16 protein-coding genes are annotated in these 12,895 nt (G+C 41.3%); all 16 read right to left on the bottom strand.

The annotated features are described in order from the left end of the window. Window positions 1–24 precede the first annotated feature (24 nt). A complete protein-coding gene (locus D6855_RS11000) occupies window positions 25–546 on the bottom strand; it encodes an AAA family ATPase (protein ID WP_120740965.1) in 522 nt (173 codons plus the stop codon). An 18-nt stretch (window positions 547–564) separates the two neighbouring features. Continuing rightward, window positions 565–1,323, bottom strand: coding sequence for an EFR1 family ferrodoxin (locus tag D6855_RS10995; RefSeq protein WP_120740962.1), 759 nt, complete (start codon window positions 1,321–1,323; stop codon window positions 565–567). A gap of 34 nt (window positions 1,324–1,357) precedes the next feature. Then, entirely contained in the window at window positions 1,358–2,161 is an 804-nt protein-coding gene (locus tag D6855_RS10990; protein WP_120740959.1) for an NAD(P)-binding domain-containing protein, read from the bottom strand. Window positions 2,162–2,285: 124 nt separating this feature from the next. Then, the gene (locus tag D6855_RS10985; RefSeq protein WP_243111891.1) at window positions 2,286–2,723 is read right to left on the bottom strand and encodes a GNAT family N-acetyltransferase; all 438 of its coding nucleotides are present in this window, start codon (window positions 2,721–2,723) and stop codon (window positions 2,286–2,288) included. After that, the gene (locus D6855_RS10980; RefSeq protein ID WP_120740954.1) at window positions 2,707–3,213 is read right to left on the bottom strand and encodes an adenylate kinase; all 507 of its coding nucleotides are present in this window, start codon (window positions 3,211–3,213) and stop codon (window positions 2,707–2,709) included. The genes D6855_RS10985 and D6855_RS10980 overlap by 17 nt, the downstream gene beginning before the upstream one ends. Before the next feature lie 59 nt (window positions 3,214–3,272). Next, window positions 3,273–5,876: an ABC transporter permease gene (locus tag D6855_RS10975; protein ID WP_120740951.1), complete on the bottom strand. Its 2,604-nt coding sequence runs from the start codon at window positions 5,874–5,876 to the stop codon at window positions 3,273–3,275. Beyond that, complete coding sequence (locus D6855_RS10970) at window positions 5,876–6,568, bottom strand: ABC transporter ATP-binding protein (RefSeq protein ID WP_120740948.1); 693 nt, start codon at window positions 6,566–6,568, stop codon at window positions 5,876–5,878. Before D6855_RS10970 ends, D6855_RS10975 begins: the two co-directional genes overlap by 1 nt. Before the next feature lie 90 nt (window positions 6,569–6,658). Next, window positions 6,659–7,654: a sensor histidine kinase gene (locus D6855_RS10965; RefSeq protein ID WP_120740945.1), complete on the bottom strand. Its 996-nt coding sequence runs from the start codon at window positions 7,652–7,654 to the stop codon at window positions 6,659–6,661. Between the two features lie 39 nt (window positions 7,655–7,693). Beyond that, window positions 7,694–8,398, bottom strand: a complete 705-nt coding sequence (locus D6855_RS10960) for a response regulator transcription factor (protein ID WP_120740942.1) — start codon at window positions 8,396–8,398, stop codon at window positions 7,694–7,696. Window positions 8,399–8,431: 33 nt separating this feature from the next. Further along, window positions 8,432–9,271 carry a damage-control phosphatase ARMT1 family protein gene (locus D6855_RS10955; RefSeq protein WP_120740940.1) on the bottom strand — a complete coding sequence of 280 codons (840 nt, stop codon included), beginning with the start codon at window positions 9,269–9,271 and terminating at the stop codon, window positions 8,432–8,434. A 6-nt stretch (window positions 9,272–9,277) separates the two neighbouring features. Beyond that, window positions 9,278–9,880: a class I SAM-dependent methyltransferase gene (locus D6855_RS10950; protein WP_120740937.1), complete on the bottom strand. Its 603-nt coding sequence runs from the start codon at window positions 9,878–9,880 to the stop codon at window positions 9,278–9,280. Window positions 9,881–9,938: 58 nt separating this feature from the next. Next, window positions 9,939–10,337: a DUF3795 domain-containing protein gene (locus D6855_RS10945; RefSeq protein WP_120740935.1), complete on the bottom strand. Its 399-nt coding sequence runs from the start codon at window positions 10,335–10,337 to the stop codon at window positions 9,939–9,941. Window positions 10,338–10,433: 96 nt separating this feature from the next. Next, on the bottom strand, window positions 10,434–11,069 hold the full coding sequence (locus D6855_RS10940; protein WP_120740932.1) for an HAD family hydrolase: 636 nt from the start codon (window positions 11,067–11,069) through the stop codon (window positions 10,434–10,436). Beyond that, window positions 11,059–11,508: a GNAT family N-acetyltransferase gene (locus D6855_RS10935; protein ID WP_120740930.1), complete on the bottom strand. Its 450-nt coding sequence runs from the start codon at window positions 11,506–11,508 to the stop codon at window positions 11,059–11,061. The genes D6855_RS10940 and D6855_RS10935 overlap by 11 nt, the downstream gene beginning before the upstream one ends. Window positions 11,509–11,539: 31 nt before the next feature. Continuing rightward, window positions 11,540–12,190 carry an HAD hydrolase-like protein gene (locus D6855_RS10930; protein ID WP_120740927.1) on the bottom strand — a complete coding sequence of 217 codons (651 nt, stop codon included), beginning with the start codon at window positions 12,188–12,190 and terminating at the stop codon, window positions 11,540–11,542. Further along, entirely contained in the window at window positions 12,183–12,842 is a 660-nt protein-coding gene (locus tag D6855_RS10925) for a DUF998 domain-containing protein (RefSeq protein ID WP_120740925.1), read from the bottom strand. The genes D6855_RS10930 and D6855_RS10925 overlap by 8 nt, the downstream gene beginning before the upstream one ends. Window positions 12,843–12,895: the final 53 nt, after the last annotated feature.

Raw genomic sequence — 12,895 nt, 5'->3', positions numbered from 1 at the left:
TTTTTCAGATTTTTTCTAGCCGAATCAGTCTAATAGGCCCTCCATAACCATTTCAAAACTATCTTCTATAAGCGTTACTTTTTCGCCCGCCTGGCCGAAGGAATCGATGAACCCTCTGTTGCACTGTTTGAGCTCATCAATCGTACAATCTGTCTCAACCAGCCTGGATTCTATAGCAGATTCATGCCCTATGATCTCATCAAAGTGCTCATCTATGTATTTTTCTGTCATTGCAAGGCAAATAAATTCAATGTTCTCTAGATAGTTCTTTTCAAAATCTTTTCGCCAGTCAGCTGGGATGTAGCATCCTTCCACGATAAGGTTCTGGTCATTCTCTATCGCCGTTTTGATGATCTCTCGGACTATAGGCCATAGGTACTCAGTAAGCTTATCATCATCTGCAGGCGTCAAAGTGGTCTGTCCACTACGAATAAGCCCCATTTTCAGATGATCAATTGATAGATATGGGTATCTGTATTTTTCCAGTAACTTCTGAGCTAGAAACGTCTTCCCTACATGGGAAGAACCTGTAATAAGTATTATCATCTTTACCTCTAAACAATTTCATACATACTTCTCAAATCGGCATTGTTCATGCACCGTATCACCAATAAGCGTAATGGCTTTTTGCGGGCATGAACTAATACAGCGGTAGCACATCGTACAACGATTTCCAGGAATTGCCCGGTTGCCTTCCATCTGAATATTGTTCATCGGGCAATTTTTGCTGCATAAACCGCAGCCAATACATGAATCGCTGATTTTCAATTTGTCAGTGTATCCTGTGGTTTTACGATAGAACCATAGTCTCTGTCCAAACAAACCCATAATATGAGCAATAAAGGACAGACCTTCCTGGGGATATTTCCCTTGTTTCATCTGCTCTGCAGCTTTTTCAATGCGCTTATCTGCAAGCTTTATAATCTGTCTGTTCTTTTCAACACTCTTTTTTAGAAGCTTGCTATCGCAAACGGAATCTGGCATCTTTATTTGCATACCGCCAAGAATTACCGCACCATGCTTCTTAAAAAGTCTTGCAGTACATCCTGTTCCATCGCCACTGAACAGCCCCATCGTATTGACAATAAAAAGCTTCTTTCCTTTCCATAGAGAATGATTTTTATTTATGAAATCACGCACCATAAAAGGAGCATTAGAAAACTGTGTCGGATATCCTAATACGATGGTATCCTCTTTTTCCAATAATGATTCTATCCTAGAATCTTCTAATGGAGTGCACTGTGCTGTTTCATCGATCAAATGCACCAGCTTCTCGACGCAGTGCTTTGTGTTTCCAGTTCCGCTTAGATAAACTCCGATCATTTTTACATGCCTCCTACCCGCTTCGTAGTTATTTTTAAAAGTCTTTTTCTGCTTTTTCAGTAGTTAATCGTCTTTTCTCAAGTGTTCTTTTAAACAGAAGATCCGAAACCGCGGGAAAATCTCTGTAGACGACACTTGTGCCTTCTTCAGTAATACCGCCTTTTGTAGCTACTCTTTTTACAACATCTTTAAAGGTCATCTCTTTCTGCAGCATAAGATCTCCCGTTGAGCTCATGGTGGAAAGAACCATCTTTACAATCTGCTCTTTAGGGATAGATGTATGCCCCTCAGCGGAGGTGCAGATTACATCAAAAATCGACGCTATAAAACCGGGCATACAACTAACCAGTTCTGAACCCATTCCTATTTCATTTTCTGGAAGTTCAATGACATCGCCTATATTTTCCAATAATGCCTTCAGTTTTCTTTTATCATCTTCGGTTACACCAGCATCGCAAGCAATCAATGTCTGTGATCTTTCAATTTCTGCCGTAAGACTAGGAATTACTTTTGCTGTTTTGTTGCCAATTACTTTATGGATAGATTCAAAAGAAACGCTGCCATTCAAAGATACCATCAGAGTTTCCGGCTTGAGTACATCCTTTATTTCTTCAATTACCGACTTGAGATCGGAGGGTCTGACGCACAGGAATACGATATCAGCGCTACTGGCCACTTCACGATTACTCATTATTTCTGCAATATCTTTGGTTTCGTTAAGCTTATCTTTCGTCCTGTTTGACACCAGAAGATCAGATTTTTCAATCTTACCCTTCTCTGAAAACTTCCATAGCAACATCTTTCCCATGCTGCCATAACCTATAATTCCGATTTTCATAATGATTCCTCCATATACGTAATTATATATTAGCCCATAACAAAAAACAGGCCATATCCATACACGGATTAAGGCCTGTTTTACACGGCTTTGAGTTTTGCAGTTTTCTCACCGCTTATGATTTTTAAGTATAAATAACTTTTCTTAGTGCCGGACCAGAGCTCTCATCAGGTAAAACTGAAAAGCCCTGCTTAATGTAAAATCCTTCTTTTCCAGGCGCTGCTATCAATTGGATGCATGTTCTGCCTCCATCAGGAATTCCAGCATTAATCTGATCTACCAGTCTGTTAACTATTGAAGAACCAATCTTTTGTCCCTGATACTGTGGCCTAACAATGACATCTACAATCGTATAGTACATTCCGTCACCCACGACTCTTCCCATGGCAACAGCGTTATCCCCATCTTTGGCCACGACACAGTAGCAGCTGTTCTTAAGCGCTTTCTCTGACTGTTCTTTGCAGAAAACCGCCCAGTCAACTGAAGCCCGAAGATCATGGTAGGTTTCTACATCTGGTATCACGTCGGTAAATGAAATATTCATATTATCTTGTCTCCCCAAGCCTTTTCAGCCACTCGCTTGCTTCAGAACGTGAAGTGAACATAATCTTTTTCTTATCCGGATATTTCTCGAATAGAGACATCACAACCGGACGATTCTCCGAAGCGTAATTCTCAACCAATTGTACAAGCTCTGGATCAAGCTCCTGCTCCGTCCATGGCATATCCGAGCGGTCTTGTCCAACACGGCCAATTATCCCATTCATACATTCATCATAACTGTAATCAAGAAAAATGACAGTATCGCACTTTTGAAATCTCACTTCGTAAGTCCTGCTGTAATCACCGTCAACGATCCACTTCTCACCCTGCATTATCTCATCCAGTTGCTGATCAAATTCATCTCTTGAAATGTGTGATCTGTCTGCTTTCCACCAAACATTGTCTAAATGGATCAGCGGTAATTGTGTTATTTCATGAAGTTTCTTAGAAAAGGTGCTTTTTCCACTTCCTGAGCATCCAATCACTATGATCTTATTGCCAATCTGCATCTCAACATTCTCCAACTATCTTTCCATTTTGGACCACCAACCCCGTCCCTGTGGTCCATTTACATAGTATCGCACTTAAGTGCCTCAATAATACTGTCGTTCCTGATCCTTGATGCACTAAGTAGCATGCTGAATCCAATGATAATAAATACTGCAACAACCATCATCAGATACATAGGGTAATTAAGTTCAAAGGAAAATACCTTGCTTTCAATTGTGTTAAACATCAGGAAGCTAAAAAGAATTGATACCGGTATTCCAATGACCAGAGCCCTTATTCCATACAGGATGGTCTCAAGAAGAAGCATCTTTTTAATACCCTGTTCTTCCATTCCCACCGATCTGAACATGGCAAACTCCTGCCTTCTCATGTGTACTGCGTTTGAGATGGTATTAACGATATTGGCTATTGCGATAAGAGTCAGAAGGATCGTGAATCCATACATCGCAGTCTCAAGCATAAGAGAAACTGTATCCATGGCGTTTATAGCCACTGACAGATCTTGAACCACGCATTTTGTGTAGCCGCCATAAGTTGTGATGTCACTGATCTTTTCTGCAAGGCCATCTGCTTCTCCTACGGTAAACACTCCAAAGGTATAGCTAAGTGCCTCTCTGTCTAAGTGTTCCTGAGCCTTCTCATAGTACATGGATACCGGAACATAAACATCCACAGTGTTCTTGGGCACAAGATTACAAACGTAGCTATCCTTTTTGTACTTAACAATTCCGCCAACTTCAACAACCGGTGGGTTATTCTCCGGATCATCGTAAAAGATCTTTTGGCCAACTATGCTTTCGTTGAACACGGGCTTAGCATTCTCAGTATGGAGGTAACTGTCCAGGATTACTCCCTTTAGCTCTTTTCCATGATACTCATCTGTACTAAGGCCGTTGTCTTCCAGAAGCTTATCAAAGTCTGCATCATCCACAAGCACCACCATAACTCCGTCAAGGCTGTCAAACAGCGGCTTGTAGTCATTTGTAAGATAATCCTTATTCAGGAAGCTTCCATTTGCCGGAACAAAATCGGGCTTATTATCGTAATCCCTAAAAAGATAGGTGACATAGTCTGCAGATACAACCCTTTCAACCTCAGGAAGGGCCTCCAGTTCCTCTTTTAACCTGTCTGTTTCATCAAGTCCGCAGGATACATATATGTTGCACGGAAGATCAACCTCATACTGGTTCAGCTTCATAAATGTATTGTCAAAAAAGTCAATGGTCAGAAACATGATGATGGAAACCGCCATGGAAAACACAATTACTGTTCCCTTAAATCCGTTTCTCTTGATGTTTTTGTAGGCCAGTTCACCTTCATAACCAAAGATTTTTCTTATTAGAGGATTAACCTTAAGTTTTCTGGCCTTAAGCTTTATAATATTTGTCTGACGAAGAGCATCAAGGGGCATTATCTTGGATGCCTTGAGCGCCGGAACAAAAGCAGATATAAATACTGTCACAGCAGAAATAATCACGATTGCCAGAATAACATAAGGATTAACTATGATAGGAATACTTCCTCGCATCCCCTCTGCCCCCGCAATAATTTCTGACTCCAGAATTTTTCTTCCAAGGACAGATAAAGTTGCTGCAGCCCCTGCGCACCCTGCCAGAATTCCCAGGGGAATTCCGATAAGTCCAAGCACCAGTCCTTCAAAATATATCGATGATCTTTTTTGTGTCCTGGTTGCTCCAACGCTGGCCAGCATGCCAAGGTACCTCACCTTCTCAGTAAGTGACATTCCAAAAGCGTTGTAGATCAGGATGACCGAAGTGGCAACCACTATCAAAAGAGCTATTCCCATAAGTATAAACAGCTGAATGTAAGTGCCTCCCATTCCCTTGGTAGCAAAAACACTTATCAAAAATTCAGTGTTCATATCCCCGATATGAAGACCGTAATCCTCGGCAATCTGCTGTATCTGAACTGCCGAAGTACTGTCAGCCTTTTTTAAAGCTATGCGACAATCAAGGTATGGTTTTCCTTCATCATTAAGCCCTACGGCCGTGCCAAAGTCCATGCCACGGAGGATATCAAAGTCCTTTGTCGGTCTGTTGCCATGGAGGATTGCCGTAATAGTAGCGCTCTCTGTAGAAAGAACTTCGAACTGTTCTTCAGATCTGTATGATCCGGCATAATAATACTTTGTTCCATCAGGTTCTATTTCATATCTGTTTCCCAGTTCAAAGATAATGGTATCTCCAACATGAAGGTCAAGGCCATTATCCTTAAGAAATCCCTCTTCAACGGCAACTTCATCAGATGTTTCGGGGAGCTTGCCCTCATATTCAGAAACCACGAGCTGCTTGTATATATCCCCGCCGCCATTAAAAATATTGCCAACCCTGAAACGCATTTCTTTATCTGTGAGCATCCTTATGCCTGTGATGGTTGGATCATTGCAGACAGTTCCTGCATATTTTATTCTGGAATCATTTTCAAGAGCCTGAACAGCTTCCCAGGTCAGCTTGTCATAAACAGCGTGTACATCACCATCCGTAAGCCTGGTGATGGTTCCAAAAAACTGAAAGAATGAGAATATGCCAACCAGTATGGCTGTGATAAGCGCCGTGGAAGCTGCAATTCCAAGAATTGTAACAATAGTCCTCTTCTTATTCTCCAGAAGGTGCCTTAAGGTGAGTTTTGATATGATATTCATTACGCACTCACCTCCTCCCTCTTGGAGTCACGGGTTATCTGACCATCTTCAATTGTTATTACTCTGTCTGCTGAAAGAGCTATTCTCTCATCATGGGTGATGATGATAACCGTCTGTCTGTTCTCCTTATTGAATTTCCTAAGAAGAGCTATGATTTCTCTGCTGTTCTCGGAATCAAGGTTACCTGTAGGCTCATCTGCCAAAAGAAGTGCCGGATGATTCATAAGCGCTCTTCCGATTGAAACTCTTTGCTGCTGTCCACCTGACAACTGATTAGGAAGATGTCCTACTCTCTCTGATAATCCAAGCTTTTGAACGAGATCATTTAAAAGCTTTTTATCCGGCTTCTTTCCATCCAGAAGAATCGGCAGAGTCATGTTTTCTTCCACATTGAGGATCGGAATCAGGTTGTAAAACTGATATATAAGTCCGATCTGTCTTCTTCTGAAAATAGCAAGCTTTGTTTCATTCAGCTTACTGATATCCGTACCTGAGATATTCACTTCTCCTGAAGTAGGCGTATCAACGCCGCCCAAAATATGCATCAGAGTAGATTTTCCTGAACCCGATGGTCCGACTATAGCAACAAATTCTCCCTGCTCTATATCAAAGGAAACGTTCTTAAGAGCATCTACTTTTGTCTCTCCGCTTCCGTAGACCTTACACAGGTTTTTTATTTCCAATATCTTCATTTCATTGTTCTCCCTTCTCATTTGTTTCTGAGAATAGGTTATTATATTGAAATTACAATCAAGTGACTGTTTTATTACACTTTTGTCACATTACACAATTGTCTTGTACAGTTTGATAACAAAGGCTGAGCCCACACCTTCCTCACTCTTTACTATAATCTCACCGTGCTGATCTTCTATGATAGCCTTAGTCAATGCCAGACCGATTCCAACACTGTCTTTTCCTGCATTTTTGCCCTTATAAAAACGTTCAAATATGTGAGGGATATCCTCGGCGGCGATTCCGCATCCTGTATCCTTTATGGTTATCTGGCCAAAGAGAGTTGTATCAAGGGTAGTAATTTCCAGCTCTCCTCCGGCGTCCATGTGCTCAATGCAGTTCTTAACGATATTCTGGAGTGCTTCCACAGTCCAGTTTTTGTCGCAGACAATGGACATATCTTTAATATCTTGTTTATATGAGACTCCGCGAAGCTCGAATTGAATTTCAAAGGGCTTTATGACTTCTGCCATCAATTCCTTTGCTGAAAGCTGTTCCCTCTTAAGCTCTATGGTTCCTGCATCAAGCTTTGACAGCTTCAAGAGAGTCTGTATCAGCCAGTTCATTCTCGAAAGCTGCGCGGACTGGGTTTGCAGGAATTCCCGGCGCTTTTCCGGATCGTCTTCCACAGCCAGAAGGTCATTCATGACCATCATGGATGTAAGAGGCGTCTTCAGCTGATGGCTTATATCTGCTATTGCGGACGCAAGCTGCTTTTTGTCGTCACTAAGTATCTCATTTTGAGCCTTAAGGGTGGATGAGGCTTTATATATATTGTTTACAAGGATCGAAAGCTCGCCCTCTTCCTGATTCAGGATGTCAGGTGTATCACTTCCTGACAAAACCTTTACCAGATAGTCGTTTAGTTCTTCTATCCTGCTATACCTCTTTTTCGTGTAGTAAAAAAAGACAGCAAGGAGCATGGCCCCGGTAATAAAGGGCAGTATCCCTGCTGTTATTCCTGCAAAAATGAATCCGCTAAAAGCCATTAAAATGGTTACAGCGGATCCAATAATCATGATTCTTCTAAAGGCTTGGTTTCTCATACAATTCCTCACATGGAAGTTCTTCACTAGGTAGTTCTCTCAGCTAATATACCCCATACCTCTGACAGTCCTGATGATCTGCGGATCTGCCGGATCTTTTTCAATCTTATCGCGAAGTCTTTTTATATAAACCGTAAGCGTATTGTCATTTACATAGTCCCCGGCTACGTCCCACAAGTCTTGCAAGAGCTGGTTTCTTGAAAGTACCACGCCTTTGTTGTTGCAAAAAGTAAGAAGAAGTCTGTATTCAAGAGCTGTGAGTTCAACAGTTGTCTCCTCCCAGGTGTCTTCCTCCTTTTTTGTAACCCTTGCTTCACCAGTGTAAATAGTGATATTTCCAAGTTTTTCTACGGATGCATCACCTGAACCTGCGCCGCCTGTTCTTTTTCCGGAACGCCTTAGCACTGTCTTAATTCTGGCCATAAGCTCATTGATTCTGAAGGGCTTACAGATATAATCATCTGCTCCCATCTCAAGGCCCATGACCACGTTTACTTCCGCGTCACTGGCGGTGAGGAATATCACAGGGACATCCTCTTTTTCCTTAATGAACTTACACACGTCATAACCGTTGCCATCCGGAAGGTTGATGTCCAAAATGCAGATGTTATAAGTTCCGTTTTTCCAGGCATTTCTGGCATCCTTGGCATTTTCCGTAAGCGTGACTTCATACCCTTCTTTTTCAAGAGAATACTTAAGTCCCATACTTATGGCATTGTCATCTTCAAGCAAAAAAACTTTCATCGTTGTTCTCCTCATGAAGTTATGATTCATAAATTACTCTTCAACAAACATCCCCGTAAGCTTCGGAACTTTAAACCTGTTAATGAACAAATCGCATTTGCACAAAAAAGTAAAAAAGGCATGATGTCCTTCTCCTGCAAATGATTCATAATTCGCCTGTCCTTTTGAAAAGATAACATCTGCGCTGTCAACGGCTATTCTAGCCTCTTCAGAGAGCTTTGAATATACTGTACCAGCTATTTTCGCACCGTTAGTGATAACTTCTCCGATTTTATCGAGGCCCACATATTTTGCATCTTTCAAGGTGGCGTCGTTGGATACTTCTCCACCTCTAACCATAATCTTTATGGATATCTGCGGATATCTCTTCTTAATCTGTTCAAGCATAAGCTTATCCAGTACAATCTCGCCGCAATTATCGGTAAGTAGCAAAAAGCTGGTAGCCTTTGAGCACTTTTCACAGAACGACTCGTAAACTCGCTGCTCATCATCACGCATTTTTGTATTATCAAAGAGCTTTAAAAATGTTTCTGTATCAACCTGATTCAGTGCCACAAAATCTATATAGTTTCCTATCCTGGACATAACTATGCTCGTAGCCAGGGGATCTTCACTGTTTTCGATCTCTTTTCGCAGATCGTCTTCCATAGAAAGAACCAGATTGTTATATTCATCCTTCTTGTCTCTGTAATCTGGTAATGGTCCAAAGTATTTTTCATGGATTTTGTTGAACTGAACCACAAGCTCAGGACTTGTAATGTCATCAGGCCTGTTATCCAGAACTGCCTTTATTTCTGCCAGATAGTCTTTGTTATCCGTTTTCTTTATCTGTCTGTCATACATGCATTTAGCACAAGTATCGCTAAACTTCATTGGTATTCAAGATCCTTTCTTAATCACCGCGATAGCACACGGCATTCTTCCTTCAACAACGTGATATTCCACGTTATCATATCCCATCTCTTTAAAGAAAAACTTGTAGGATTCAAGATCAAACTGCTTTTTGAAATCAGCTCCCAGAAACTCTACGAATTTTACAGCTAACCCAGCTGACTTCTTTGACATGTTGATATATGTAGGTATAATTATCTTTCCGCCAGGCTTTACAACCCTTTCAAGTTCTGCAAGTGCTTTTCCCGGATCCGGTAACAGGTGAATTACATTTCCTGCCACCACCTTATCAAAGAAACCATCATTGAACTCTAAATCTGTGATATCAGCCTGCTTGAAACTCACATTACCTAGCTTTTTGCATTTTCTTGCTGCCTGTCTAAGCATTCCGGAAGCAAAATCCGTTGCTATAAGATTTCTGCACTTTTTGGCAATGCATACCGAAATAGCGCCTGTTCCGCAAGCACATTCAAGAACTTCATCTGTCGAATTAATAAATTCGGCTACCTTTTTCCCTGTACCGGCGTATACCTTGTGGTTATATACATTTTCAAACAAGTCATATAATGGTGAAATCTTATCCCAAAACATATGCGTTCTCCTTTTTCCCTGGTTGCTTCAATTCTCCCTCATAACCTCTAAAGTTCTTTTATCTGCTTCCGGTTCTGATAAAAGAGATTAGTTCCTCCAGATCATCAAAGTCATCATAGTCTCCCATAATTCCTTCACGATGATAGACTATTCCAGCCGCCTCATTCCGTTCGAGGCAGTCTAGAAGTGCATCTACCCCATATCTTCGCGCAAATTCAGCAAATGCCCTCGCCTTGATCTTCTCCGCATATAATCCTTTCCGACATTCCGCTGGCTGACACTCATAACAACCGTTCAGGTCCTTATCAATACCGCATCTACGTACCTCACACCACTCTGCATCCTTGCACCAGGAAAGTTCTTTGAAGCCATCACGTTTGCATCCTTTGCAGGTTACATTTTCGGAACATAAGCAGCATGCCAATCCGCAACGCGCAATTCCAAGTTCTCTCTTCATCCATTTATCTCCTCAAATTTGAATTTGTAGCCCTTATCTCCTCAAACTCCGAGTCACCTATCTTCCAGTATTCCAGAAGGATCAGTTTAAGCTTTTTTACATCGTTAACACTTCTGGCAAAGCAGTAATACTATGAATAACTGCATCTGGAGCCTTAGCTTTCCCGAATCCATATGCTGCCCAGATAAATGGTATTTTCGCAAACCTGGCTGCTTTCTCATCGCCCTCAGTATCACCAACATAGCAGGCGTTTTCTATACCATTTCTCTCCATGAGAAGCTTAATGTTATGGCCCTTGTCCTTACCGGTTCTTCCTGACATTTCGATATCCTTAAAATAGGATTCCATGCCATGTGCCTCAAGGAATGCAGGCACATATCCGTCCTGGCAGTTACTTACGATATAGAGATCATATTTTTTTGCCAACTGGCAGACTGTATCCTCCATACCTTTAAAGAGAATAGCACCATTCTCCTTAAGATAGTTTACTTCTTCAACTCCTGCTTCATCAGTTATTTCCCGGCGTTTTTCAACAGGTAATTCAGGAAACAGCACATCTCCAATCTCCTCCATAGTCTTACCCATCAGGCTTGAGGAAAGTTCCTGTGTCATACGAAGATTGACTTCCTCGTGCTTATCAAAAACCCTGTTCCAAATATCACACGCACAATCTCTGGCGTCCCATAACGTTCCGTCCAGATCAAAGATCACTGCATTACATTTATTTTCCATATTCCAACCTCATATCAAATGCCTTTTTAGAATTTCCATCAAATCCTTTATTTTCGTAGAACCGGTGCGCATCCACACGCGAGCTACCACTTTGAAGAATAGCTTTATAGCAGTGCCTCTCTTTCCCGAATGCTACTGCCATATCTATAACTCTCGAAGCTAGTCCCTGGTTCCTGTATTCCTTATCAGTTACTACATTTTCAATAAAGCAGATACCCTGATTATTTCTTGTAAGATTAGGTATATATACTGCATAGCAGGTAGATACCACCTTGCCATTATCAATCGCTCCAAAATACTGTATGTCAGGATTTTTCTCAATCTCCTGCCATACAGCCCTGCTTGCTTCTATTGACGATCGATCGTCGTCTGGCTGAAGCTGCTTATATAATTCCAAAAGTGACTCCAAGTCCTGCTTGGTCAATCTTCTAAATTCCATATCAATCCTTCCCTCACTTTAAACGCTTCTATCAGATGCTCACGCTTAAGATTCCGGCAACTTCTTGCACAGAATCTGCCATATATGTAGCACCAGCTTCTTTCATCTCCTCATTTTTGCCATATCCATAAGTTACAGCTATACTGTCTACACCGGCCTCAACCGCTCCTATGATGTCATATCTGGTATCGCCTATCATTACGCATTCATTCTTTTTAAGTCCGAATTCATCTACAGCTTTTTCTATAAGTCTCTTTTTATCAGAACTATGATCTGACAGATCTGGCCCTACCATATGGTCAAAATACTTTGCCAGACCGATCTTTTCCAGGATTTTCTCCGAAAACACCAGTGGTTTACTGGTTATGAGAAGTACTGTATGTCCGCTCTTTTTTAACTCATCCAACAGCCCAGGAATTCCGTCATATATATCAACGTCATACATTCGCTCTTTTTCATATATGCTTCTATACAGACTTACAGCCTTATTACAGTCATCTTCAGACATGTTGTACTCTCTCTCAAAAGAGTCAAACAGCGATGGTCCTATAAAAGTATGAAGCTTTTCTATGGGCTGATCCGTGAGCCCAAAATGTGAAAGAGCGTATTCAACAGAGGACATTATTGCCCTTCCTGAATCCGTTACTGTTCCATCCAGATCAAACATTATGTTCTTATACATTAGCTGCTATTTCCTTCCCTTTAGTATCAAATCCGTTAAAAAGATATATTCCTAGAATAGCATTAAATCCTATCGTAGCATATATGCTGCATCTTTCAGCTATACCAAAGTACTGTGGTGGAAGTGCCTGCATACCAATGGGGCCCATCAGCATCATGGCAAAAAATATAGCTGCCCAGATTCCGACACCTCTTACTTCTTTATTCCTGAAGCCTGCTATGATCAGCAGAAGAAGTGATACTATTGAAAAACCTACAACAAATACGGTAACTATCATGTGCATTACTTCCTGAAATGAAGAAATGTCTTTACCTGCATCATCAAGTGAAAACATAGAATATCCGATCTTTGATATCCAATTCATAAGAGTAAATAAATATATTCCTACACGGAACAATTTGGTTGAAATCTTTTTATCCGAAACATATATTGCCACGCATGTGGCACATACCACACTTCCAGCCGAATAAACAGCGGAAAGTCTATCCCAAAGCTGTCTTGAAGGCGCCGTCTCTGCCGAAAGATCGCTTACTGCAGACTCCATCCAGTTATACCCCGGAAAAGCTCCTCTGCAAAAGTATGCGGCTGCTGCATAAGATATTAGTGCAGCAAGTCCTGTAAGTCCAATCCAGTTAATCAGTTTCCTGTTCATATTCTTACTCCTCCTGGATAATAGGATATAAGAAAAATAAAACAGACCCTATC

The organism is Butyrivibrio sp. CB08, from assembly GCF_003625485.1.
GTDB lineage: Bacteria > Bacillota > Clostridia > Lachnospirales > Lachnospiraceae > Butyrivibrio.
The sequence above is the reverse complement of the archived record's forward strand: the minus strand, read 5'-3'. Positions and strand labels throughout refer to the sequence as shown.